The following is a 22860-nucleotide window of genomic DNA, read 5'->3' on the forward strand; positions in this document are numbered from 1 at the left end:
GCCATATCTCGACAGTGAAGCTTGCGTCTGATAGGCGAGTGGCTTTTACCGGCATTTCCGGAGTTTTTTTGCCTGGGGCGACATTCGGGCGCAGCGGATGCCGCCGTTTTGGGTGATCAAATGCCCGGTTTAGGCTAGAATACGCGGCCTCAAAGCACACCCCCTTCTCGAGGCTGTCCCGAAGATGTTGATCCTGCGCGGTGCTCCTGCCCTTTCTGCTTTCCGCCACAGCAAATTACTAGAACAACTGAAACAAAAAGTTTCAGCTGTCAGTGGCTTGTACGCCGAATTCGCCCACTTCGCTGACGTCAACGACGTTCTGACCAGCGAAGAACAGCAGGTTCTCGACCGTCTCCTGAAATACGGCCCCAGCGTGCCGGTTCAAGAGCCGAGCGGCCGTCTGTTTCTGGTGTTGCCGCGTTTTGGCACCATTTCACCCTGGTCGAGCAAGGCCAGCGACATCGCTCGCAATTGCGGCCTGAGCAAAATCCTGCGCCTCGAGCGCGGGATTGCCTTCTATGTAGAAGGCCAGTTCAGCGAGACCGAGGCTCAGGCAATCGCCGACAGCCTGCACGACCGCATGACGCAACTGGTCCTGGGCGACCTCGAGCAGGCTGCCAACCTGTTCAGCCACGCTCAGCCCAAGCCGCTGACCGCCGTGGACATTCTGGGTGGCGGCCGCGCAGCGCTGGAAAAAGCCAACGTCGAGCTGGGCCTGGCCCTCGCCGAAGATGAAATCGATTACCTGATCACCAGCTTCAACGGTCTGGGGCGCAACCCGCACGACATCGAGCTGATGATGTTTGCCCAGGCGAACTCCGAGCACTGCCGCCACAAGATTTTCAACGCCAGTTGGGACATCGACGGCCAGAGCCAGGAAAAAAGCCTGTTCGGCATGATCAAGAACACCTACCAGATGCACAGCGAAGGCGTGCTGTCCGCTTACAAGGACAACGCTTCGGTGATCGTCGGCAACGTCGCCGGTCGCTTCTTCCCGGACCCTGAAACCCGTCAGTACGGCGCGGTTCAGGAGCCGGTGCACATTCTGATGAAGGTCGAGACGCACAACCACCCGACCGCCATTGCACCGTTTCCTGGCGCAGCGACCGGCTCCGGCGGCGAGATTCGCGACGAAGGTGCAACCGGTCGCGGTGCCAAGCCCAAGGCCGGGCTGACCGGTTTCACCGTCTCCAACCTGCAGATTCCCGGTTTCGTGCAGCCTTGGGAAGTGCCGTACGGCAAGCCCGAGCGCATCGTGACTGCGCTGGACATCATGATTGAAGGCCCGCTGGGTGGCGCGGCGTTCAACAACGAGTTCGGTCGCCCGGCGCTGACCGGCTATTTCCGTACCTTCGAGCAGTCCATCACCACGCCGCACGGTGACGAGGTTCGTGGTTATCACAAACCAATCATGCTCGCGGGCGGTATGGGCAACATCCGCGAAGATCACGTCCAGAAGGGCGAGATCACCGTGGGTTCCAAGCTGATCGTGCTGGGTGGCCCGGCGATGCTGATCGGCCTGGGTGGCGGCGCGGCTTCCTCGATGGCGACCGGCACCAGCTCCGCAGACCTGGATTTCGCGTCGGTTCAGCGTGAAAACCCCGAGATGGAGCGTCGTTGCCAGGAAGTCATCGACCGCTGCTGGCAGTTGGGCGACCGTAACCCGATCAGCTTCATCCATGACGTCGGTGCCGGGGGGCTGTCCAACGCCTTCCCCGAACTGGTCAACGATGGCGATCGCGGTGGCCGTTTCGAACTGCGTAACGTACCCAATGACGAGCCGGGCATGGCCCCGCTGGAAATCTGGAGCAACGAATCCCAGGAACGTTACGTGCTGGCCGTGGGCGTTGAAGACTTCAAGCGTTTCAAGGCTATCTGCGAGCGTGAGCGCTGCCCGTTTGCGGTTGTCGGCGAAGCCACTGCAGAGCCGCAACTGACCGTCACCGACAGCCATTTCGGTAACAGTCCGGTGGACATGCCGCTGGAAGTCCTGCTGGGCAAGGCGCCGCGCATGCACCGTTCGGTCGCACGCGAAGAAGAGATCGGCGATGATTTCGACCCGAGCACACTGGACATCGAAGAAAGCGTGCAGCGCGTATTGCGCCACCCGGCCGTCGCCAGCAAAAGCTTCCTGATCACCATCGGTGACCGCAGCATTACCGGTCTGGTCGCTCGCGATCAGATGGTCGGTCCATGGCAGGTGCCTGTGGCTGACTGCGCCGTCACCGCCACCAGCTTCGACGTCAACACCGGCGAAGCCATGGCGATGGGCGAGCGTACTCCGCTGGCGCTGCTGGATGCTCCGGCGTCGGGCCGTATGGCAATCGGCGAAACGCTGACCAACATCGCGGCCTCGCGTATTGAAAAGCTTTCTGACATCAAGCTGTCGGCCAACTGGATGTCGGCGGCTGGTCACCCTGGAGAAGACGCGCGTCTTTATGACACCGTGAAAGCGGTCGGCATGGAGCTGTGTCCGGAACTGGGGATCACCATTCCAGTGGGCAAGGACTCGATGTCCATGAAGACCCGCTGGAGCGACGAGGGCACCGAAAAGAGCGTGACCTCGCCGCTGTCTTTGATCGTGACGGGCTTTGCGCCAGTGGTCGACATCCGTCAGACCCTGACGCCCGAGCTGCGCATGGACAAGGGCATCACCGACCTGATCCTGATCGATCTGGGACGTGGCCAGAACCGCATGGGCGCCTCGATTCTTGCGCAGACTCACGGCAAGCTCGGCCGCGTCGCTCCGGACGTCGACGACGCGGAAGACCTCAAGGCCTTCTTCGCCGTGATTCAGGGCCTCAATTCCGACGGTCATATCCTCTCCTATCACGACCGTTCCGACGGTGGTCTGCTGGTCAGCACGCTGGAAATGGCTTTCGCCGGTCACTGCGGTCTGAACCTGCACCTCGACGGTGTGGCGGACAACGTCTCCGAACTGAGCGCGATCCTCTTCAACGAAGAGCTGGGCGCGGTCATCCAGGTCCGTCAGGACGCTACTCCACTGGTGCTGGCGCAATTCAGCGCGGCCGGTCTGGAAGACTGCGTGGCAGTGATCGGTCAGCCGATCAACAACGATGAAGTGTCGATCAGCTTCCATGGCGAGCCGGTATTCAGTGGCCAGCGCCGTCTGCTGCAACGCCAGTGGGCCGAGACCAGCTATCAGATCCAGCGCCTGCGTGACAACGCCGAATGCGCGGATCAGGAATTCGATGCGCTGCTGGAAGAAGACAACCCGGGCCTGACCGTCAAGCTGGGCTTCGACGTCAACGACGATATCGCCGCGCCGTACATCAAGACGGGCGTGCGTCCTCAGGTTGCCGTTCTGCGCGAGCAGGGTGTCAACGGTCAGGTCGAGATGGCGGCAGCCTTTGATCGTGCCGGTTTCAACGCAATCGATGTGCACATGAGCGATATCCTGGCCGGTCGTGTCGACCTGAACGACTTCAAGGGTATGGTCGCCTGCGGTGGCTTCTCCTACGGTGACGTATTGGGTGCCGGTGAAGGCTGGGCCAAGTCGGCATTGTTCAACAGTCGCGCGCGTGATGCGTTCCAGGGCTTCTTCGAGCGTTCCGACAGCTTCACGCTCGGCGTCTGCAACGGTTGCCAGATGCTGTCCAACCTGCACGAGCTGATTCCGGGCAGCGAGTTCTGGCCGCATTTCGTGCGTAACCGCTCCGAGCAGTTCGAAGCGCGCGTGGCCATGGTTCAGGTTCAGGAGTCGGCTTCGATCTTCCTGCAGGGTATGGCCGGTTCGCGCATGCCAATCGCCATCGCGCATGGCGAAGGGCACGCGGAGTTCCGCAATGACGATGCACTGCTTGAAGCGGACGTTTCTGGCACCGTTGCACTGCGCTTTGTCGACAACCACGGCAAGGTCACTGAAGCCTACCCGGCCAACCCGAACGGCTCGCCACGCGGTATTGGCGGCATGACCACCCTCGACGGTCGTGTGACCATCATGATGCCGCACCCGGAGCGTGTATTCCGTGCTGTGCAGAACTCATGGCGTCCCGAGGACTGGAACGAGGACGGTGCGTGGATGCGCATGTTCCGCAACGCGCGGGCCTGGGTTAACTAAGGCGCGTGTACAAGCTCGCCTTCTTTGTTCCACCGAGCCATGTGGACGAGGTCAAGAACGCCGTATTCGCTGCTGGTGCAGGGCGAATTGGCGCTTACGATCACTGCGCGTGGCAAGTGCTCGGCCAGGGCCAGTTCCGCCCGCTGGATGGCAGTCAGCCATTTATCGGGCAGAGCGGTGTGGTCGAGTCGGTGCAAGAGTGGAAGGTCGAGCTGGTCGTCGCGGACGAGCTGATTCAGCAAGTGGTGATGGCGCTCAAGCAGAGCCATCCCTACGAAACGCCTGCTTACGAAGTATGGCGGCTGGCAGAGTTCTGAGGAGCCTCCAGGGCTGGACGCGCAGCGTCCGGAAATGCGTCACCACGCTGGAGCGTGGGGACGATAATCATCTTGAGTCTCGTGGGAGCGAGCTTGCTCGCGAATGCGCAACGCCGCACATTAAGGTCGAATTTCGATCATCGTCCCGTCTTTCACCAGATCCCATATTTCCCGCATGTCGTTGTTCTTCAGCGCAATGCAGCCGTTGGTCCAGTCCAGCGTGTGGAAATACCATTCCGGATACTCTTCATCCACCGGTGTGCCATGCAGCATGATCATGCTGCCCGGTTTCACGCCCTCGGAACGTGCGCGTGCCGAGTCCGAAACATTCGGGTAGGAAATGTGCATCGACAGGTTGTAGTTATTGCTGGGTTTACGCCAGTCGATCCAGTAGAAGCCCTCCGGCGTGCGTTGGTCGCCTTCCTGCAGCTTGGTGCCCTTGGGGTTCTTGCCCAGCGAGATTCGGTAGGTCTTCAAAGCCTCGCCACCGCTGATCAGCTGCAACTGGCGCGCTGACTTGAGCACCAGCACCTTGTCGATCGGCTTGCTGGCGATACTCTCGGTATTGATGACCTTGTTATTGATGATTTTCTGTTCGCTGCCCTTGGGCACGATGGTTTGAGTAAACGCGGCCTGCGAAAGCGGCATGAACGACATGCAAAAGAGTGCGAGCAACCAGCGCATTACGATTTCCCTGAAGATACTTCTTTAACAAAAGCGCCGATGTTGTGTGCGACCCTGGCGTTCAGGTGTCCAGCAACGGACGTGACGGGGGAAGGGCGCTGGTATGAACCGGGTAGGCCTGCCGACGCCGATCCGCAAAGAAGTATTCTAGGGTACGCCCGACTGTCATGAAAGCCAGGTCCGACCACGGAATGTCTGCTTCGTCGAATAACTGCACTTCCAGGCTCTCGATGCCTGCGGCGAATGCCTCATTCGCCATCTCCCCACGATAGAACACATGCACCTGATTGATATGCGGTACGTCGATCAAGGTGTACAGATGCAGTTCGCTCAGAGTGGCGCACGCTTCCTCCATGGTTTCGCGCCGTGCAGCCTGTTCGATGGTTTCGCCGTTCTCCATGAAGCCGGCCGGCAACGTCCAGAAACCCAGGCGCGGCTCTATCGCCCTGCGGCACAGCAGCACTTTGCCGCCCAGCGTCACCAGACATCCCGCCACGATGTTCGGGTTCTGGTAATGAACGGTGTGGCAATGCTCGCAGACATAGCGCAAACGGCTGTCGCCTTCGGGAATGCGCTGGATAATAGGGTTGCCGCACTGGCTGCAAAATTTCATGGGATCAGTCGATAGTGAACGCAGTCGCTATCTTGGCCTGTCGTGCGGCGGCTCGGCAACCCTCTGTGTGACAGGAGTTGTCCTGCAAGGGCTTGGGCGCAGCGTTGCTTTGGTGCATGATGCCAGACAGGCAACAGATCGAGATTTCCCATGCTGGATGAGCTACTTCGCCGTGTAGTCAGTCACACGCCAGAAACCCTCGACTCGGATCGAAAGTTCCCCGAGGCGGCTGTTCTGGTGCCGATTACCCGCAGCGAGCAACCCGAGCTGATTCTGACCCTGCGCGCCAGTGGCCTGTCGACGCATGGCGGTGAAGTGGCGTTTCCGGGTGGCCGTCGCGACCCGGGCGACCCCGATCTGATTTTCACTGCGCTGCGCGAAGCCGAGGAGGAGATCGGCCTGCCTCCCGGGCTGGTCGAGGTGATCGGGCCGTTAAGTCCGCTGATCTCCAAGCACGGTATCAAGGTCACGCCTTATGTAGGGGTGATACCTGACTTCGTCGAATACCAGCCCAACGACGCCGAGATCGCTGCAGTCTTCAGCGTACCGCTGGAATTCTTTCGTCAGGACACGCGCGAGCACACTCACCGTATCGATTACGAAGGCCGCAGCTGGTACGTGCCCAGTTACCGTTATGGCGAGTACAAGATCTGGGGGCTTACCGCGATCATGATCGTCGAGCTGGTCAATGTGCTGTACGACACCAGGATCAGCCTGCATCATCCGCCCGAACGTTCGACAATCTGAGCCACCGGTATCTGAAGCGTCACTGTTTATAGTTCGTCCCCATGAGTACGACCCGCCCGAGGAGGTTGCATGAAATTTCGCCTGGGAGAATCCCGAGTTCAGACCGATCCGCAGAGCTGGGTGGCTCCCAATGCAACGCTGATCGGCAATGTCAGGCTCGAGGCGGGTGCGAGTGTGTGGTTCAACGCGGTATTGCGTGGCGACAACGAGCTGATTCACATCGGTGAAAACAGCAATGTGCAGGACGGTACGGTGATGCACACCGACATGGGGTCGCCGCTGAGTATCGGCAAGGGCGTGACCATCGGCCACAACGCCATGCTGCATGGCTGCAGCGTTGACGATTACAGCCTGATCGGCATCAATGCGGTCATCCTCAACGGGGCGAAGATCGGGAAGTACTGCATCATCGGCGCCAATTCGCTGATCGGAGAAAACAAGGTCATTCCTGATGGCTCGCTGGTCATGGGATCGCCGGGTAAAGTGGTGCGCGAGCTCACCGATGTGCAGAAGAAGATGCTGGAAGCCAGCGCAGCCCATTACGTACACAATGCCCAGCGTTACGCCCGTGACCTGGCGGTGCAGGAAGATTGATGAGCACTGATACCCCGATCGAAAAACCGGTCCGCTCCCCGTGTGTGAGTATTTGTGCACTGGATGAGCAGGATATCTGCACCGGTTGCCAGCGAACCGTCACCGAAATCACCCGCTGGAGCCGCATGAGCAACGACGAGCGCCGCGTGGTGCTCGGCCTGTGCGACGAGCGCGCCAGAGCCAGCGGCCTGATGTGGACAGTGGGCGAGGCACGCTGATGTTCCGATGGCCTTGTAGCCGCGAACAAGTTCGCGAAGAGGGCGGTGCAGTCGATGCATTTCCTGCGTCAGGAATAGCGCTTTCGCGAACAAGTTCGCTCCTACAGGTTATCCGCGAGCTTTTGTAGGAGCGAACTTGTTCGCGAAGGGGGCGGTGCAGTCGATGCATTTCCTGCGTCAGGAATAGCGCTTTCGCGAACAAGTTCGCTCCTACAGGTTATCCGCGAGCTTTTGTAGGAGCGAACTTGTTCGCGAAGGGGGCGGTGCAGTCTATGCATTTCCTGCGTCAGGAATAGCACTTTCGCTAACAAGTTCGCTCCTACAGGGGGTATCCGCGAGCTTTTGTAGGAGCGAACTTGTTAGCGAAGAGGGCGGTGCAGTCGATGCATTTCCTGCGTCAGGAATAGCGCTTTCGCGAACAAGTTCGCTCCTACAGGTTATCCGCGAGCTTTTGTAGGAGCGAACTTGTTAGCGAAGAGGGCGGTGCAGTCGATGCATTTCCTGCGTCAGGAATAGCACTTTCGCGAACAAGTTCGCTCCTACAGGGGGTATCCGCGAGCTTTTGTAGGAGCGAACTTGTTAGCGAAGAGGGCGGTGCAGTCGATGCATTTCCTGCGTCAGGAATAGCGCTTTCGCGAACAAGTTCGCTCCTACAGGTTATCCGCGAGCTTCTGTAGGAGCGAACTTGTTCGCGAAGAGGGTGGTGCAGTCGATGCATTTCCTGCGTCAGGAATAGCGCTTTCGCGAACAAGTTCGCTCCTACAGGTTATCCGCGAGCTTTTGTAGGAGCGAACTTGTTAGCGAAGAGGGCGGTGCAGTCGATGCATTTCCTGCGTCAGGAATAGCGCTTTCGCGAACAAGTTCGCTCCTACAGGGGGTATCCGCGAGCTTTTGTAGGAGCGAACTTGTTCGCGAAGGGGGCGGTGCAGTCGATGCATTTCCTGCGTCAGGAATAGCGCTTTCGCGAACAAGTTCGCTCCTACAGGTTATCCGCGAGCTTTTGTAGGAACGAACTTGTTCGCGAAGAGGGCGGTACAGTCGATGCATTTCCTGCGTCAGAAATAATGCTTTCGTTTTCGCTTGGGCGCGGCTCTTGTCCGCGTTTGCTATCATTGCCGCTCGCTTGCACAGGCCCAAACCCTCCATGCTTTTCCTGATCGCCTACATCAGCAGTGTCGTGCTGATCAACTTCGCCTTTTCCAGTGCGCCGCACCTGGACATGATCTGGTCTGCCTGGGGCGGGTTGGTGTTCGTGTTGCGGGACATGGTGCAGATTCGCTTTGGCCATGGTGCGATCATTGCCATGCTGGTGGCGCTGGTCCTGTCCTATGTCACCAGCGACCCCACCATCGCCCTGGCCAGCGCCACAGCGTTTGCGGTTTCCGAATGCATTGACTGGCTGGTGTTCAGCATTACCAGACGCCCGTTGCGTGATCGGTTGTGGATCAGCTCGGCACTCAGCATTCCGCTGGATACCTTTATCTTTTTCGGCATGATCGACGCCCTGACGGCGCCGGTCGTGCTCACCGCGCTGGCATCGAAGTTCGCTGGCGTGACCATTGTCTGGATGGTCATGGCCTGGCGGGCGCGCAACAGTGCGTGTCCAGGCTGAGCGCCCATTTGCAGGGGGTTCGTGGTAAATTGCGCGCCTTTCTTCACAGCGGTTGCTTGCATACGGCGGGCAGCCCTCGACATCTGCTTCACGAGGACCTGAGATGACTCAAATCGGAACTCCACTGTCGCCCACCGCGACGCGCGTACTGTTTTGCGGCAGCGGCGAACTGGGCAAGGAAGTCGTGATCGAGCTGCAGCGCCTAGGCGTTGAAGTGATCGCTGTTGACCGTTACGAGAACGCGCCGGCCATGCAGGTCGCTCATCGCAGCCATGTGATCAACATGCTCGACGGTGCGGCACTGCGCGCAGTCATCGAGGCCGAGAAGCCGCACTTCATCGTTCCGGAAATCGAAGCCATCGCCACCGCAACGCTGGTCGAGCTCGAGGCCGAAGGCTTCACCGTGATCCCGACCGCGCGCGCCGCGCAACTGACCATGAACCGCGAAGGAATTCGTCGTCTCGCGGCTGAAGAGCTGAAGCTGCCGACCTCGCCTTACCACTTTGCCGACACCTTCGAGGCGTACAGCAAGGCGGTCGAAGACCTCGGTTTCCCGTGTGTGGTCAAGCCGGTCATGAGCTCTTCGGGCAAGGGGCAGAGCCTGCTCAAGAGCACCGATGACGTGCAGAAAGCCTGGGATTACGCGCAAGAGGGTGGTCGCGCTGGTAAAGGGCGTGTCATCGTCGAAGGGTTCATCGACTTCGATTACGAAATCACCCTGCTGACCGTGCGTCACATCGGTGGCACCACATTCTGCGCGCCGGTTGGGCATCGTCAGGAAAAGGGCGACTATCAGGAATCTTGGCAGCCGCAGGCCATGAGCCCGGTTGCGCTGGCAGAGTCCGAGCGGGTTGCCAAGGCGGTGACCGAGGCATTGGGTGGACGCGGGATGTTTGGCGTCGAACTGTTCATCAAGGGCGATCAGGTGTGGTTCAGCGAAGTCTCGCCGCGCCCGCACGACACCGGTCTGGTGACGCTGATTTCTCAGGACCTGTCGCAGTTTGCCCTGCACGCGCGCGCGATTCTGGGGCTGCCGATTCCGTTGATCCGTCAGTTCGGCCCTTCGGCTTCGGCAGTGATCCTGGTCGAAGGCCAGTCCACGCAAACCGCTTTCGCCAACCTCGGCGCTGCGCTGGCCGAGCCTGATACCGCATTGCGTCTGTTCGGCAAGCCGGAAGTCAACGGTCAGCGGCGCATGGGCGTTGCCCTGGCGCGTGACGAGTCCATTGAAGCCGCTCGGGCCAAAGCGACCCGGGCATCGCAGGCGGTAAACGTAGAACTGTAGGGGCGCAGCGGTAAGCCTCAAGGCTCAAGCTGCAAGAAAGAGCACCACGCTTCTTCTTGCAGCTTGCAGCTCAAAGCTCCCTATCTCTCGTCTCTTTCAGGCTCAACACCGCCAGCACGCTGATCAGCGCTGCAGCAGACACATACCCGCCCACCCAGCTCAGGCCACCCATCGCCACCAGTTTCTGGGCGAAGAAGGGGGCGACCGACGCTCCGACGATTCCGCCCAGGTTGTAGGCCGCCGATGCGCCGGTGTAGCGAACCTGTGTCGGGAACAGTTCCGGTAGCAGTGCGCCCATCGGGGCGAACGTGATGCCCATCAGAAACAGTTCGATGCACAGAAACAGCGCCACAGCCCAGGTGCTGCCGTGGGTCAACAGTGGCTCCATGGTAAAACCTGAAAGGATCGCCAGCACGCCTCCCACAATCAACACCGGCTTACGCCCGAAGCGATCGCTCGCCAGTGCGGCCAGTGGTGTGGCCGCTGCCATGAACAGCACCGCAAAGCACAACAACCCCAAGAACGTTTCACGCGTATAGCCCAGCGTGGCCACGCCGTAGCTCAACGAGAACACCGTCGAGATATAAAACAGCGCGTAGCAGACCACCATCGAAGCCGCACCGAGCAGCATGGGTTTCCAGTGCTGGCTGAAGGTTTCCACGATGGGCAGGCTGACCCGTTGGTGGCGAGCCATGGCCTTGGCGAACACGGGCGTCTCTTCCAGCTTCAGGCGCACGTACAGCCCGACCATGACCAGTACGGCGCTGAGCAGAAATGGAATCCGCCAGCCCCACGCGCGGAACTGTTCGTCATCGAGGGTCATGGCCAGCGCCAGAAACAGGCCGTTGGCGGCGAGAAAGCCGATCGAAGGGCCCAGTTGCGGAAACATGCCGAACCAGGCGCGCTTGTCTTTCGGGGCATTCTCGGTCGCCAGTAGCGCCGCGCCACCCCATTCGCCACCCAGGCCAAGCCCCTGACCGAAACGCAGCACACACAACAGAATCGGCGCCCACGCCCCGATCGTCGCGTAACCAGGCAATACGCCGATCAGCGTGGTGCAGATCCCCATCAACAGCAGCGAGGCCACCAGGGTCGACTTGCGCCCGATCCGGTCACCGAAGTGACCGAACAGCGCCGACCCCAGAGGGCGAGCGAGAAAGGCGATGCCGAAGGTCAGAAATGACGACAGCATCTGGGCGGTGCCCGAGGTCTGTGGAAAGAATACCGGACCGATCACCAGGGCGGCGGCGGTGGCATACACGTAAAAGTCGTAGAACTCGATGGCCGTGCCGATAAAGCTGGCCGTGGCGACGCGGGTCGTCGAATTCACCGGCTTTGCGTGCGCGTCGTGATCTTCGCGAGAGAGCGGGGTGCTGGTCATGCGGATTTCCTGACAGTCGACTCGCCGGTCGGCATCGACCGTATTCCGGCAAGCGTGCATTTATTGTGATTGTGGGTGCGGCGTCGAGCAGAGTAACCCGAATGGGTCGAGAGGCAAGGGCGGTTCAGGAATCTATTTGAACGCAGACAGCTATTTGAAAGTGCGGACCAGCGTGTTCTGCCACATGGCGACACGCTTGACGCGGTTGTCCTCGGTTTCGAGGATTTCCAGCCGGTAAGGCCCTATTTTCAAGCACACCGGAGCGTCCGGGATGGTTTCCAGTGCCTCGGTAACCAGTCCGTTGACGGTTTTCGGGCCGTCTGACGGCAGGTGCCAGCCAAGGCTCTTGTTCAAATCGCGGATGGACGCTGCGCCTTCGACTTCGAGACGCCCGTCGTCCTGTTGTTTGACGTGCGGGTTATCCAGCCGCTGCTCGCTTTCGAACTCGCCGACAATCTCTTCGAGAATATCCTCGAGGGTAACGATGCCCAGCACTTCCCCGTATTCATCGACCACCACGCCGAGACGCCGCTGCTGTTTGTGGAAATTCAGCAGCTGCAACTGCAGCGGGGTGCTTTCCGGTACGAAATAAGGCTCGTAGCAGACCGCCAGCAACTGCTCCTTGGTCAAAGTGCCCTTGGGCAGCAGGTGGCTGATGTCTCGGGTATTGATGACGCCTTGTACCTGATTGATATCGTTGTGATAGACCGGCAGGCGCGTGTGCCGTGAAATGATCAGACGCTCGATGATCATGTCCATGGGGTCATCAAGGTTGACGCCATCCACTTCGTTGCGCGGGATCAGGATGTCATTGACGGTAATGCTGTCCAGCGCACGAATGCCTGACAGCACGCTGGCGCGCGGAGAGTATTCCTGGGCGGCATCGTTGCGCGGGGTATTTTGCGTGTCGTCTTCGAAGTCCTGATCCTGCTGCTGTACGGCGCGAGACAGGAAGGGGCGCAGCAGTGTCTTGGCCAGAACATTGAACACGTAGGCCAGCGGCCAGATGATCTTCATCGGGATGCGCAGCACACCGTTGCCCAGCAGCAGCGTCGAGACAGGGTGGCGGTTCGCCAGGCGGCGCGGCATGTATTCGGCGAAGACCAGCATGATGCTCACGGTAGCGAGCCATGCCACCGTCGGACCGTTGTAGAGCCAGTAATTGGCGGCGATAAGCGTTGCGATCACGCTGATCAGTACTCGGATCAGCGTATTGCCCAGAATCAGGCTGTTCAGGTTGAAGGCCAGTTCGGGGAGCGGCGCCGACTTTTCCGGGCGGCTGGCAGAGCGCATCGCCTTGACTTGATGATGAGCGGCTTCGACCGCAGTCAGCAGGCCGGCCCACAGCAGCAGTAGGGCGAGGACTCCGAGCAACGGGCCCAGGGGCAGATTATCCATGATCAGGGCCCGTCAGATGTGCAGGATGAATTCGCGTACCAGCTTGCTGCCGAAATAGGCGAGCATCAGCAGGCAGAAACCGCCCAGCGTCCAGCGAATGGCCTTGTGTCCACGCCATCCAAGACGGTTACGCCCCCACAGCAGCACACTGAACACTATCCAGGCCAGACAGGCCAGCAGGGTCTTGTGCACCAGATGCTGGGCAAACAGGTTTTCGACGAACAGCCAGCCGGAAATCAGCGACAGCGAGAGCAACGACCAGCCAGCCCACAGAAAGCCGAACAGCAGACTTTCCATGGTTTGCAGCGGCGGGAAGTTCTTGATCAGCCCGGAAGGGTGCTTGTGCTTGAGGCGGTAGTCCTGCAACAGCAGCAGCAGCGCCTGGAATGCAGCAATGGTAAACATCCCGTAAGCCAGCAGTGACAGCAGGATGTGGCTGAGGATGCCGGGCTCTTCCATGATCGGCTGCACAGTGCCGCTAGGGGCGAACTGGGCGAGCAGTACAGTGACCATTCCTAAAGGGAACAACAGCACCAGCAGGTTTTCCACCGGGATGCGCGATGTGGCGATCAGGGTGACGACGATCACCGACGCCGCGATAAGGCTGGCCGAATTGAAGAAGTCCAGACCAAGACCGACGGAATGCGTCAATTGGGAAAACAGACCAATGGCATGTGCGATGACCGCCAACGCTCCAAGCAGGCAAAGCAGCCGCTTGTCGGGCTTGACGGCCTGGCTCAGACGCAGGCTCTGATAGACGGTCGCAGCGGCATAAATAATGGCGGCGGCGAGGCTGGGAAGCAGGCTGGGTGGCAAAGGGGACATAGATCCTGATGGACGGGCCTGAAAAGACGCTGAGTTTGGCATAGAACCGGCAAATCACGAAAGACCACAGAAGCAGTCTGCATGGTGTCCGTGCGACGGAGTCTTCGCTATAATCCGCGACCTGCTCAAGCCGCAGGCTCGCCGAGCGCCATTTCTGCATTACGGGCCGGGCCGCATCAACCGGGGTTCGACGAGAGCCTGAAAGGATCGCGCATGTTTGAAAATCTGACTGACCGCCTCTCGCAGACGCTGCGCCATGTTACTGGCAAGGCCAAGCTGAACGAGGACAACATCAAAGATACCTTGCGCGAAGTGCGTATGGCGTTGCTCGAAGCCGACGTCGCCTTGCCGGTGGTCAAAGACTTCGTCAATAACGTCAAGGAACGCGCCGTCGGCACCGAGGTGTCGCGCAGCCTGACGCCAGGTCAGGCGTTCGTGAAGATCGTCCAGGCCGAACTCGAAAGCCTGATGGGCGCCGCCAACGAAGACCTGGTGCTCAATGTCACGCCGCCTGCCGTCATCCTCATGGCGGGTTTGCAGGGCGCGGGCAAGACCACCACTGCCGGCAAGCTGGCGCGCTTCCTTAAAGAGCGCAAGAAGAAAACCGTGATGGTGGTGTCGGTCGACGTTTATCGTCCCGCAGCCATCAAACAACTCGAAACCCTGGCCAACGACATCGGCGTGACGTTCTTCGCCTCCGACATCAGCCAGAAGCCGGTGGACATCGCCCAGGCTGCCATTAAAGAAGCCAGGCTCAAGTTCATTGACGTGGTCATCGTCGACACCGCCGGTCGTTTGCACGTCGATGTCGAGATGATGGGCGAGATCCAGGCGCTGCATGCGGCGGTCAAGCCGGCCGAGACGCTGTTCGTGGTCGATGCCATGACCGGCCAGGATGCGGCCAACACCGCCAAGGCCTTCGGTGATGCACTGCCGCTGACCGGTGTGATCCTTACCAAGGTCGACGGTGATGCCCGCGGTGGTGCGGCGCTGTCGGTGCGTGCCATTACCGGCAAGCCGATCAAGTTCATCGGCATGGGCGAGAAGAGCGAGGCGCTGGAGCCGTTTCACCCGGACCGCATCGCCTCACGCATCCTCGGCATGGGCGATGTGCTCAGCCTTATCGAGCAGGCCGAACAGACTCTCGACAAGGACAAGGCCGACAAGCTGGCGAAAAAGCTCAAGAAGGGCAAGGGCTTCGACCTCGAAGACTTCCGCGACCAGCTGCAGCAGATGAAGAACATGGGTGGCCTTGGCGGCCTGATGGACAAACTGCCGAGCATCGGCGGCGTCAACCTGTCGCAGATGGGCAACGCCCAGGGCGCAGCGGAAAAACAGTTCAAGCAGATGGAAGCCATCATCAACTCGATGACCCCTGCCGAGCGCCGTGATCCGGATCTGGTCAGCGGTTCGCGCAAGCGCCGCATTGCCATGGGTTCGGGCACTCAGGTTCAGGACATCGGGCGTCTGATCAAGCAGCACAAGCAGATGCAGAAGATGATGAAGAAATTCTCCGCCAAGGGCGGAATGGCCAAAATGATGCGCGGCATGGGGGGAATGTTCCCCGGCGGCGGCATGCCAAAAATGTAATTGCGTCGCGTGCAAGACGCTTTGCACGCTTCCCATCTGGGGGGTGACCCCCAGTCAGCCCGCGCTATGCGGGCTTTTACCGGCTGTCATACCGACAGCTCCCTCGCAAATCTGGAAGGCATGCCGATAGGCGCCGGAAAAAGACATTTGCAAAAGTCGGGATATTCCTTAGAATATGCGGCCTTTCGGGCACCTATGCCCGCTGTGCATCTTAGATTTGCAGCACCGACTACAGGAACGATGTTCAATGCTAACCATCCGTCTTGCCCTTGGCGGCTCCAAAAAGCGCCCGTTTTACCACCTGACCGTAACCGACAGCCGCAACGCTCGTGACGGTTCCCACAAGGAACAGGTTGGTTTCTTCAACCCGGTTGCCCGTGGTCAGGAAATCCGTCTGTCCGTTAACGAAGAACGCGTCAACTACTGGTTGAGCGTGGGTGCACAAACTTCCGAGCGCGTTGCCCAGCTGCTCAAAGAGCACAACAAGACCAAGGCCGCGGCCTGAGTCTTATGAACGCGACGCCTGCATCTGCCGACGATCTGATCGTCATTGGCAAGATTTACTCGGTTCATGGCGTTCGCGGCGAAGTGAAGGTTTATTCCTTTACTGATCCGATTGGAAACCTGTTGGACTACAAAACCTGGACGCTTCGGCGCGAAGGCAGCGTTGATAAACAGGTGGAGTTGGTCAGCGGACGCTTGCAAAGCAAGTTTCTGGTCACAAAGCTCAAGGGTCTCGATGATCGTGAAGAAGCGCGTCTTCTGTCCGGTTACGAAATCTGCGTGCCGCGTAACCTGTTCCCTGATCTGGACGATGGCGAGTACTACTGGTACCAGCTTGAAGGCCTCAAGGTCATCGACCAACTCGGGCAACTGCTCGGGAAAATCGATCACCTGCTCGAAACCGGTTCGAACGATGTAATGGTTGTAAAGCCCTGCGCGGGTAGCCTGGATGATCGCGAACGCCTGTTGCCCTATACGGAGCAATGCGTGTTGGCAATCGATATGGCTGCTGGCGAGATGAAGGTGGATTGGGACGCGGACTTCTGAATGCCATGGCCAGCCTGCGCATAGAAGTCATCAGTCTGTTTCCCGAGATGTTTTCCGCCATCAGCGAATACGGCATTACCAGCCGTGCGGTGAAACAAGGGCTGTTGCAGCTCACTTGTTGGAATCCGCGGGATTACACCACTGATCGCCATCACACTGTGGATGATCGCCCATTTGGCGGTGGTCCGGGCATGGTGATGAAGATCAAGCCCCTTGAAGATGCTCTGGTTCAGGCCAGGCAAGCGGCAGGGGATGCGGCGAAGGTGATTTACCTGTCGCCACAAGGCCGCCAGCTGAATCAGTCTGCGGTACGCGAACTGGCGCAGGAGGAAGCGATTATCCTCATCGCCGGTCGTTATGAAGGCATTGACGAGCGTTTTATTGATGCTCATGTCGATGAAGAGTGGTCGATTGGTGACTATGTTCTTTCCGGTGGCGAGCTGCCGGCGATGGTCCTGATTGACGCGGTTACGCGGCTGCTGCCTGGAGCTTTAGGGCATGTGGACTCCGCGGAGGAAGATTCCTTCACGGACGGTCTGCTGGATTGCCCGCATTACACCCGACCTGAGGTGTATGCGGATCAGCGTGTTCCCGACGTGTTGCTAAGTGGCAATCACGCGCACATCCGGCGTTGGCGTTTACAGCAGTCCCTTGGGCGGACCTATGAACGACGCGCTGATCTTCTGGAAAGCCGCTCGCTTTCTGGAGAAGAGAAGAAGCTGCTGGCGGAATACATCCGCGAGCGGGACGATAGTTAACGTATCGATGGTCGATCCAGACGGATTACCTTAGGAGCACCAGCATGACTAACAAAATCATTCTTGCCCTCGAAGCAGAGCAGATGACCAAAGAGATCCCTACCTTTGCACCAGGCGACACCATTGTCGTCCAGGTTAAAGTGAAGGAAGGCGACCGCGCTCGTCTGCAAGCATTCGAAGGCGTTGTCATTGCCAAGCGTAACCGTGGCGTGAACAGTGCTTTCACTGTTCGTAAAATCTCCAACGGTGTTGGCGTTGAGCGTACTTTCCAGACTTACAGCCCGCAAATCGACAGCATGGCTGTGAAACGTCGCGGTGACGTTCGCAAGGCCAAACTGTACTACCTGCGTGACCTGTCCGGTAAAGCAGCGCGCATCAAGGAAAAACTGTCCTGATACAGTTTTTCGATGCATAAAAAAGGCAGCCTCAGGGCTGCCTTTTTGCTGCCAGCTGTTTGATGATTCACCCCTTGTCTACCAACACATGCACTGAGTAAACATGGCTGCCATCGACCACCCGCTGATTGACCGGTTTCTGGACGCGCTCTGGCTCGAGAAGGGGCTGTCCGACAACACCCGGGATGCTTACCGCAGTGACCTGGCGCTGTTCAACGGCTGGCTGCAGGAGCGCAACGTTGATCTGATCAGTGCCGGGCGCGAAGTGATCCTCGATCACCTTGCGTGGCGCGTGGAGAATGCCTACAAGCCGCGTTCTACTGCGCGTTTTCTGTCCGGCGCGCGTGGCTTCTACCGCTACCTGCTGCGTGAAAAGCTGATTGCCGTCGATCCCACCCTGCAGATCGACATGCCTCAGCTGGGCAAGCCGTTGCCCAAGTCGCTTTCCGAAGCCGATGTCGAGGCCTTGCTTGCCGCCCCCGACCTGAGCGAGCCCATCGGCGAACGTGACCGCGCCATGCTTGAGGTGCTGTATGCCTGTGGTCTGCGCGTGACTGAATTGATCAGCCTGACCCTGGAACAGGTCAACTTGCGCCAGGGCGTGCTGCGCGTGATGGGCAAAGGCAGCAAGGAGCGACTGGTGCCCATGGGCGAAGAGTCCATCGTCTGGGTCGAGCGTTACCTGCGCGGTGCCCGCGACGAGTTGCTGGGCGGAAAGCCCAGCGACGTCCTGTTCCCCAGCACCCGCGGCGACCAGATGACCCGCCAGACCTTCTGGCACCGTATCAAGCATCAGGCGACCGTTGCGGGCATCGGCAAATCCCTGTCGCCGCACACCCTGCGCCACGCCTTCGCCACCCATCTGCTCAATCACGGTGCCGACTTGCGCGTGGTGCAGATGTTGCTCGGGCACAGTGATCTCTCGACCACGCAGATCTACACTCATGTGGCGCGTGCGCGGTTGCAGGAGATGCATGCCAGGCATCATCCGCGCGGTTAGTGAGCCTTTCTGCTGTGATTCATTGCGTGGTTTGATGAATGATTATTTCAAATCGTTCTACTGATGTATGCGCGCAGTGTCCGCAGGTAGCTAATATTCAGGTGAGGTTTCTAAAACTAATTATCAAGGATGATTGGCATGGACGGTGAAAAGAAAGCGCTTTCGTTTCTTGCAATTCTGGATCTTGCAGATGGAACAAAATTGTCTTTCTCCAAGACAGTGGAGCGCGGAACCAAAGTTGAGGAGCATGACTATCTGTGTGCGAGCTCCTTGGCGAGTCGCTCGATACAAGTCTATTTCCGGGCGGGAAGTGAAAGTGGGCGCTATGTTGTTTAAAGGGTTTGCACCGGACTTAACGTTACATTACCAACCACAACCCTCCGCTGAAAAAACTATTGATCCGATGCAGGCCGCTGAGCAAGATTCGCCGATATACATAGGCGTCAATGCTGATGGCAGGGTCAATAAAACAACGAATGCCGGGATGGCTTATCTGGCGCAGATATCAGGTTATAAAAATATTGAGTTCTCGATTGACCGCACGGATGCTCAAGACGTTTATTTGAAGTCGTGGCGAAGCAAGAACTTCATGCAGACTTACAAGCGTGAAGACTTTCCAAACAAGGCATGGTTCGCCTGGATGACTGATTGCGACGGCACCGATGCGGTACTGAAGCTGACGATCATCAAGCGTTACAACGCAGACGGCTCGGTCAAATAGTAAGGCGCGGGTAAAGCGTTTGCCGGGCATGAGGGTTGTGACAGCCCCCATTCCGGTTTCGCCTGTCAAGGTGGGCACTCTTTTTTTCGACAGTTGCCAACCTGTCCGCCGTTATAGACGTTTTCAGGTTTTGCTCCGGATTTTCGTTGCCGCCGGCTTAAATGCTGGTTGGCACCGTCAGTATGCTGCCCTGGCTGGTGCAGCCCCGGTATCAGCGGTTGCAGGGTATGCATGTGACGCATCATCCTCGAGGTTAATGTCCTGATGTCAGCGGCATGAAGGAGTGCGATGGTTTTTATGCCGGTTATTTCCAATCGTTATTGAGCCGTGCGGGCGATGTTTCTTCGAACAGCTACCATCAGGATGATGGTTATCTGAAACTCACTATCAAGGATGATTGACATGTCTGACGAAAAAAAAGAGCGTTCATTTCTGGCGACGCTAGACCTCAAGGACGGTACCAAGCTGGGGTTTTCCAAAATTACTGCGGGAGGAGGCACGCTGGAAAAAGTGGAGGAACTCTGTGCCAATTCATTGCTCACACAATCGATCAAGATTCGCTTTGAACCCAATGATGAGGGCGACTACGCTATGTTTTTCAACGGGTACGCAACTGCAGATAAAGTGTCACCCAAGGTTTCAGAATATGAAGCATTTAAGGCGGCAGGGAACGGTAATGAGCTCATGAATGTGCGTTCGGCTGAGGGCCCTGTCCCATCAAATACAGGCGGTACTTCAGGAGAATATTCAGAAGACGGAGCGCTGCTGCAGGCAAACCAAATAACGGCCTCTCAATCCCCCGAGCCAGAGCCGCCCATTTACTTAGCCGTTAGCGACGGCGGTTGGGTCCATAAAACAAAAGAATCTGGATATGCTTATCTGGCCGGGATAGCAGATGGTGGAAGCAGTAAGTTCTCGATTGACCGCACGGATGCTCAAGACGTTTATTTGAAGTCGTGGCGAAGCAAGAACTTTATGCAGACTTACAAGCGTGAGGACTTTCCAAACAAGGCATGGTTTGCCTGGATGACTGATTGCGACGGCACCGATGCGCTACTGAAACTGACGATCATCGAGCGTTACAACGCAGACGGCTCGGTCAAAAAGTAAGGCGCGGGTAAAGCGTTTGCCGGGGATAGGGGCTGTGACAGCCCTATCCCGATCTGCACAGGAAAAATCTGCAATTCATCAGCGAAACCTCCCGAATCATGACGGCCTGTCGGCCCCGCGAGCCTTATGTGGTAGGCTTTGCCGGTTTCGCCTATCAAGGCTGGCGCGCCTTTTTTCGACAGTTGCCAGCCTGTCCGCCGTCATAGGAGTTTTCATGCGTTTGCCACAGATTTTCGCTGCCGCGGCTTTGATGCTGGCCGGCACCTTCAGTATGTCTGCCCTGGCTGATGCAGCCCCCGATCAGGCTATCCGCAAGACGCTCGACTCGCTGGAATTGCAGCTGCCGGTCGAGAGTATCTCGCCGAGCCCGCTCAATGGCCTCTATGAAGTGAAGCTCAAGGGCGGCCGCGTCCTGTACGCCAGCGCCGACGGTCAGTTTGTGGTTCAGGGTTATCTGTTTCAGGTGCAGAACGGCAAGCCGGTCAACCTGACCGAGAAGACCGAACGTCTGGCCATTTCCAAGACCATCAACGCCATTCCTGCGTCCGAGATGGTGATCTACCCGGCGGTGGGCGAGACCAAGTCGCACATCACCGTATTCACCGACACGACCTGCCCGTATTGCCACAAGCTGCACGAAGAAGTCGGCCAGCTGAACAAGATGGGTGTCGAAGTCCGTTACCTGGCATTCCCGCGTCAGGGGCTTGGTTCTCCGGGTGACGAGCAGTTGCAGGCCGTGTGGTGTTCCAAGGATCGCAAGGGTGCGATGGACCGTATGGTCGATGGCAAGGACATCAAGGCCGCCAAATGCGACAATCCGGTCAGCAAGCAATATGAGCTCGGTCAGTCGATCGGCGTCAACGGCACGCCTGCGATTGTCCTCGCTGACGGTCAGGTGATTCCGGGTTATCAGCCTGCGGCTCAGGTTGCCAAGCTGGCATTGAGCGCCAAATAAACCGGTGTTTTCAGGCGCGCCTTGTGCAAACAGGGGGCAAGTGGCCGAAGTGTCGTCAAAATTTCAGCCGCATGGCGCCATGCGGCAGTTTTTCCACAGCCGATTCAGGTTCGGCTGTTTTTCGGGGAGTTCATCAGTGAAACCGGTCAAAGTAGGCATATGTGGGCTGGGTACTGTCGGTGGCGGTACCTTCAACGTACTTCAGCGTAACGCCGAGGAGATTGCCCGCCGTGCCGGGCGTGGAATCGAAGTGGCGCAAATTGCGGTTCGTACAGCAAATCCCAATTGCCAGATTACCGGTACGCCGACCACCAGCGATGTGTTTGCCATTGCGACCAACCCTGAAATCGACATCGTCGTAGAATTGATCGGCGGCTATACCGTCGCCCGCGAGCTGGTCCTCAAGGCCATCGAAAACGGCAAGCACGTGGTGACCGCCAACAAGGCGCTGATCGCGGTGCATGGCAACGAAATCTTCGCCAAGGCGCGTGAGAAGGGCGTGATCGTCGCTTTTGAAGCAGCGGTTGCCGGTGGCATCCCGGTCATCAAGGCCATTCGTGAAGGCCTGTCGGCGAACCGTATCAACTGGGTTGCGGGCATCATCAACGGCACCGGCAACTTCATCCTCACCGAAATGCGCGAGAAGGGCCGTACCTTTGCCGATGTTCTGGCCGAAGCTCAGGCCCTGGGTTATGCCGAAGCCGATCCGACCTTCGACGTTGAAGGTATCGACGCGGCGCACAAACTGACGATTCTGGCCTCCATTGCCTTCGGCATACCGCTGCAGTTCGACAAGGCCTACACCGAAGGCATTACCAAACTGACCACTGCAGACGTCAACTATGCCGAAGCACTGGGCTATCGCATCAAGCACCTGGGCGTTGCACGCAGCACGGCTCAAGGCATCGAACTGCGTGTACACCCGACCCTGATCCCGGCCGATCGCCTGATCGCCAACGTCAACGGCGTCATGAACGCCGTGATGGTCAATGGCGATGCGTCCGGCTCGACGCTGTTTTACGGCGCGGGTGCCGGTATGGAGCCTACCGCGTCTTCGGTGGTGGCCGATCTGGTCGATGTGGTCCGTGCGATGACCTCCGATCCGGAAAACCGGGTCCCTCATCTGGCCTTCCAGCCCGATTCGTTGTCCGCCCACCCGATTCTGCCGATCGAAGCCTGCGAAAGCGCCTACTACCTGCGCATTCAGGCCAAGGATCACCCGGGCGTGCTGGCTCAGGTCGCGAGCATCCTGTCCGAGCGCGGCATCAACATCGAATCGATCATGCAAAAGGATGTCGAAGAACATGATGGCCTGGTGCCGATGATCCTGTTGACCCACCGGGTAGTGGAGCAGCGTATCAATGACGCCATCCAGGCCCTGGAAGCGTTGCAGGATGTGGTGGGCCCGGTAGTCCGTATTCGCGTCGAACATCTTAATTAAGGCAGCGGCAAGCGGTCAGCTACAAGCTACAAGTCAGACGCCGATCGTTTTGGACTTGCAGCTTGCAGCTTGCGGCTTGCAGCTC

At 58.6% G+C, this 22860-nt stretch carries 20 protein-coding genes and 2 pseudogenes; 17 read left to right on the top strand and 5 right to left on the bottom strand.

Translation table 11 applies throughout. The features are described 5' to 3' along the window. Window positions 1–184: 184 nt before the first annotated feature. Both purL and AC54XV_RS07080 read left to right on the top strand, forming a co-directional pair. Window positions 185–4081, top strand: a complete 3897-nt coding sequence (gene purL, locus AC54XV_RS07075) for a phosphoribosylformylglycinamidine synthase (RefSeq protein WP_054092352.1) — start codon at window positions 185–187, stop codon at window positions 4079–4081. A gap of 5 nt (window positions 4082–4086) precedes the next feature. Beyond that, on the top strand, window positions 4087–4398 hold the full coding sequence (locus AC54XV_RS07080; RefSeq protein WP_024642802.1) for a YqfO family protein: 312 nt from the start codon (window positions 4087–4089) through the stop codon (window positions 4396–4398). Between the two features lie 120 nt (window positions 4399–4518). Here AC54XV_RS07080 and AC54XV_RS07085 read toward each other — a convergent pair. Beyond that, window positions 4519–4941 (bottom strand): annotated as a pseudogene (locus tag AC54XV_RS07085) (L,D-transpeptidase family protein); the annotation flags it as partial. A 202-nt stretch (window positions 4942–5143) separates the two neighbouring features. Continuing rightward, window positions 5144–5695, bottom strand: coding sequence for an NUDIX hydrolase (locus tag AC54XV_RS07090; protein WP_198705491.1), 552 nt, complete (start codon window positions 5693–5695; stop codon window positions 5144–5146). Between the two features lie 150 nt (window positions 5696–5845). Here AC54XV_RS07090 and AC54XV_RS07095 point away from each other — a divergent pair, with 150 nt between their 5' ends. The 5 genes from AC54XV_RS07095 to purT all read left to right on the top strand — a co-directional run bounded on the left by AC54XV_RS07095 (window position 5846) and on the right by purT (window position 10151). Further along, window positions 5846–6442: a CoA pyrophosphatase gene (locus AC54XV_RS07095; protein WP_004406418.1), complete on the top strand. Its 597-nt coding sequence runs from the start codon at window positions 5846–5848 to the stop codon at window positions 6440–6442. A gap of 69 nt (window positions 6443–6511) precedes the next feature. Further along, window positions 6512–7036 carry a gamma carbonic anhydrase family protein gene (locus AC54XV_RS07100; RefSeq protein WP_003339683.1) on the top strand — a complete coding sequence of 175 codons (525 nt, stop codon included), beginning with the start codon at window positions 6512–6514 and terminating at the stop codon, window positions 7034–7036. Further along, window positions 7036–7254, top strand: a complete 219-nt coding sequence (locus AC54XV_RS07105) for a DUF1289 domain-containing protein (protein WP_003415455.1) — start codon at window positions 7036–7038, stop codon at window positions 7252–7254. Before AC54XV_RS07100 ends, AC54XV_RS07105 begins: the two co-directional genes overlap by 1 nt. A gap of 1144 nt (window positions 7255–8398) precedes the next feature. Next, the gene (locus AC54XV_RS07110) at window positions 8399–8866 is read left to right on the top strand and encodes a preQ0 transporter (RefSeq protein ID WP_004406410.1); all 468 of its coding nucleotides are present in this window, start codon (window positions 8399–8401) and stop codon (window positions 8864–8866) included. A gap of 103 nt (window positions 8867–8969) precedes the next feature. Continuing rightward, window positions 8970–10151, top strand: coding sequence for a formate-dependent phosphoribosylglycinamide formyltransferase (gene purT, locus AC54XV_RS07115; RefSeq protein WP_004406408.1), 1182 nt, complete (start codon window positions 8970–8972; stop codon window positions 10149–10151). 70 nt (window positions 10152–10221) lie between these two features. Here purT and AC54XV_RS07120 read toward each other — a convergent pair whose 3' ends face one another. From AC54XV_RS07120 to AC54XV_RS07130, 3 genes are all read right to left on the bottom strand, one after another. Further along, the gene (locus tag AC54XV_RS07120; RefSeq protein ID WP_004406405.1) at window positions 10222–11532 is read right to left on the bottom strand and encodes an MFS transporter; all 1311 of its coding nucleotides are present in this window, start codon (window positions 11530–11532) and stop codon (window positions 10222–10224) included. Window positions 11533–11682: 150 nt separating this feature from the next. Then, on the bottom strand, window positions 11683–12930 hold the full coding sequence (locus tag AC54XV_RS07125) for a CNNM domain-containing protein (protein WP_004406402.1): 1248 nt from the start codon (window positions 12928–12930) through the stop codon (window positions 11683–11685). A 12-nt stretch (window positions 12931–12942) separates the two neighbouring features. Beyond that, the gene (locus AC54XV_RS07130) at window positions 12943–13755 is read right to left on the bottom strand and encodes a cytochrome C assembly family protein (RefSeq protein ID WP_004406400.1); all 813 of its coding nucleotides are present in this window, start codon (window positions 13753–13755) and stop codon (window positions 12943–12945) included. A 213-nt stretch (window positions 13756–13968) separates the two neighbouring features. On the opposite strand from AC54XV_RS07130, the gene ffh reads away from it, so the two are divergent. The 10 genes and pseudogenes from ffh to AC54XV_RS07180 all read left to right on the top strand — a co-directional run bounded on the left by ffh (window position 13969) and on the right by AC54XV_RS07180 (window position 22775). Continuing rightward, complete coding sequence (gene ffh / locus AC54XV_RS07135) at window positions 13969–15345, top strand: signal recognition particle protein (protein WP_004406399.1); 1377 nt, start codon at window positions 13969–13971, stop codon at window positions 15343–15345. A 247-nt stretch (window positions 15346–15592) separates the two neighbouring features. After that, on the top strand, window positions 15593–15850 hold the full coding sequence (gene rpsP, locus AC54XV_RS07140; RefSeq protein WP_002552521.1) for a 30S ribosomal protein S16: 258 nt from the start codon (window positions 15593–15595) through the stop codon (window positions 15848–15850). 5 nt (window positions 15851–15855) lie between these two features. Next, window positions 15856–16395: a ribosome maturation factor RimM gene (rimM, locus tag AC54XV_RS07145; protein WP_004406396.1), complete on the top strand. Its 540-nt coding sequence runs from the start codon at window positions 15856–15858 to the stop codon at window positions 16393–16395. Window positions 16396–16400: 5 nt separating this feature from the next. Beyond that, a complete protein-coding gene (gene trmD / locus AC54XV_RS07150; RefSeq protein WP_002552523.1) occupies window positions 16401–17153 on the top strand; it encodes a tRNA (guanosine(37)-N1)-methyltransferase TrmD in 753 nt (250 codons plus the stop codon). A gap of 44 nt (window positions 17154–17197) precedes the next feature. Next, window positions 17198–17548 carry a 50S ribosomal protein L19 gene (gene rplS, locus AC54XV_RS07155; RefSeq protein WP_002552524.1) on the top strand — a complete coding sequence of 117 codons (351 nt, stop codon included), beginning with the start codon at window positions 17198–17200 and terminating at the stop codon, window positions 17546–17548. Window positions 17549–17651: 103 nt separating this feature from the next. Next, entirely contained in the window at window positions 17652–18548 is an 897-nt protein-coding gene (gene xerD, locus AC54XV_RS07160) for a site-specific tyrosine recombinase XerD (RefSeq protein ID WP_024639873.1), read from the top strand. 138 nt (window positions 18549–18686) lie between these two features. After that, window positions 18687–19269, top strand: a pseudogene (locus AC54XV_RS07165) (hypothetical protein). Between the two features lie 402 nt (window positions 19270–19671). Continuing rightward, window positions 19672–20379, top strand: coding sequence for a hypothetical protein (locus AC54XV_RS07170; RefSeq protein ID WP_058398412.1), 708 nt, complete (start codon window positions 19672–19674; stop codon window positions 20377–20379). A gap of 214 nt (window positions 20380–20593) precedes the next feature. After that, on the top strand, window positions 20594–21334 hold the full coding sequence (gene dsbC, locus AC54XV_RS07175; protein WP_004406382.1) for a bifunctional protein-disulfide isomerase/oxidoreductase DsbC: 741 nt from the start codon (window positions 20594–20596) through the stop codon (window positions 21332–21334). A gap of 136 nt (window positions 21335–21470) precedes the next feature. Further along, a complete protein-coding gene (locus AC54XV_RS07180; protein ID WP_004406381.1) occupies window positions 21471–22775 on the top strand; it encodes a homoserine dehydrogenase in 1305 nt (434 codons plus the stop codon). The last annotated feature ends 85 nt before the right edge of the window (window positions 22776–22860 follow it).

Source organism: Pseudomonas fragariae (ex Marin et al. 2024) (assembly GCF_059621105.1).

Excerpts from the sequence above, each read along its gene's own strand:
- AC54XV_RS07125 (WP_004406402.1), bottom strand. The coding sequence starts at position 12,930 with ATGGATAATCTGCCCCTGGGCCCGTTGCTCGGAGTCCTCGCCCTACTG.
- AC54XV_RS07120 (WP_004406405.1), bottom strand. The coding sequence starts at position 11,532 with ATGACCAGCACCCCGCTCTCTCGCGAAGATCACGACGCGCACGCAAAG.
- AC54XV_RS07090 (WP_198705491.1), bottom strand. The coding sequence starts at position 5,695 with ATGAAATTTTGCAGCCAGTGCGGCAACCCTATTATCCAGCGCATTCCC.
- xerD (WP_024639873.1), top strand. The coding sequence starts at position 17,652 with ATGGCTGCCATCGACCACCCGCTGATTGACCGGTTTCTGGACGCGCTC.
- AC54XV_RS07095 (WP_004406418.1), top strand. The coding sequence starts at position 5,846 with ATGCTGGATGAGCTACTTCGCCGTGTAGTCAGTCACACGCCAGAAACC.
- AC54XV_RS07170 (WP_058398412.1), top strand. The coding sequence starts at position 19,672 with ATGTCTGACGAAAAAAAAGAGCGTTCATTTCTGGCGACGCTAGACCTC.
- purT (WP_004406408.1), top strand. The coding sequence starts at position 8,970 with ATGACTCAAATCGGAACTCCACTGTCGCCCACCGCGACGCGCGTACTG.
- dsbC (WP_004406382.1), top strand. The coding sequence starts at position 20,594 with ATGCGTTTGCCACAGATTTTCGCTGCCGCGGCTTTGATGCTGGCCGGC.
- purL (WP_054092352.1), top strand. The coding sequence starts at position 185 with ATGTTGATCCTGCGCGGTGCTCCTGCCCTTTCTGCTTTCCGCCACAGC.
- ffh (WP_004406399.1), top strand. The coding sequence starts at position 13,969 with ATGTTTGAAAATCTGACTGACCGCCTCTCGCAGACGCTGCGCCATGTT.
- AC54XV_RS07100 (WP_003339683.1), top strand. The coding sequence starts at position 6,512 with ATGAAATTTCGCCTGGGAGAATCCCGAGTTCAGACCGATCCGCAGAGC.
- trmD (WP_002552523.1), top strand. The coding sequence starts at position 16,401 with ATGGCCAGCCTGCGCATAGAAGTCATCAGTCTGTTTCCCGAGATGTTT.
- rimM (WP_004406396.1), top strand. The coding sequence starts at position 15,856 with ATGAACGCGACGCCTGCATCTGCCGACGATCTGATCGTCATTGGCAAG.
- AC54XV_RS07110 (WP_004406410.1), top strand. The coding sequence starts at position 8,399 with ATGCTTTTCCTGATCGCCTACATCAGCAGTGTCGTGCTGATCAACTTC.
- rpsP (WP_002552521.1), top strand. The coding sequence starts at position 15,593 with ATGCTAACCATCCGTCTTGCCCTTGGCGGCTCCAAAAAGCGCCCGTTT.
- AC54XV_RS07105 (WP_003415455.1), top strand. The coding sequence starts at position 7,036 with ATGAGCACTGATACCCCGATCGAAAAACCGGTCCGCTCCCCGTGTGTG.
- rplS (WP_002552524.1), top strand. The coding sequence starts at position 17,198 with ATGACTAACAAAATCATTCTTGCCCTCGAAGCAGAGCAGATGACCAAA.
- AC54XV_RS07130 (WP_004406400.1), bottom strand. The coding sequence starts at position 13,755 with ATGTCCCCTTTGCCACCCAGCCTGCTTCCCAGCCTCGCCGCCGCCATT.